A 478-nucleotide genomic window follows, 5' to 3' on the forward strand; every position below is an offset into this window, starting at 1 on the left:
AGCAGGGCGCCGAACAGCAGGACGAGGGAGACGGTTACGACCACGGGCGGGACTCCGTTCGGGTCGGGGTGCCGGGCTGCGCGGGAGCGTCGGTGGCGGCGCGGCGGGTGCGCGTGAAGGCGTTGAACAGGTGGCGGCCGGTGCGTATGCGGATGCCGTGGCCGTGGCAGCGGCGGCAGTGCTTGCCGCGCTTGGGCTTGCCGCCCCGGGTGTGGGTGAGTTGGAAGCCCAGCCCGTGGCACTTGCGGCAGCGGCCGAACGGCTGGGCGGCACACAGGGCGGCGTAACCGAGGGTGAACAGCAGGATCAGGGCGATAGCGAGCGCGGGCAGGGCCATGACGGGCCTCCTGGGCCGGTTTTGGGCAAACTCCAGGTCAGGGCGCTAACGACTAGCGTCCTGATCAGGGGTGTGATGGGGGTCTAACAGGGGCCGCTAGCGCTAGCGGGGGTCACCGCTAGCGCCAGCGGCCCACGGGGC

General features: G+C 71.8%; 1 protein-coding gene. It reads right to left on the bottom strand.

Annotation, left to right across the window (positions count from 1 at the left end; all coding sequences use genetic code 11):
- Positions 1–34 precede the first annotated feature (34 nt).
- The gene (locus C6N31_RS42480; protein ID WP_198359660.1) at positions 35–337 is read right to left on the bottom strand and encodes a hypothetical protein; all 303 of its coding nucleotides are present in this window, start codon (positions 335–337) and stop codon (positions 35–37) included.
- Positions 338–478: the final 141 nt, after the last annotated feature.

It is taken from the genome of Streptomyces fildesensis (assembly GCF_016107395.1).
GTDB classification, from domain to species: Bacteria; Actinomycetota; Actinomycetes; order Streptomycetales; family Streptomycetaceae; genus Actinacidiphila; species Actinacidiphila fildesensis.

Coding starts and splice junctions, on each gene's coding strand:
- C6N31_RS42480 (WP_198359660.1), bottom strand. CDS start 337: ATGGCCCTGCCCGCGCTCGCTATCGCCCTGATCCTGCTGTTCACCCTC.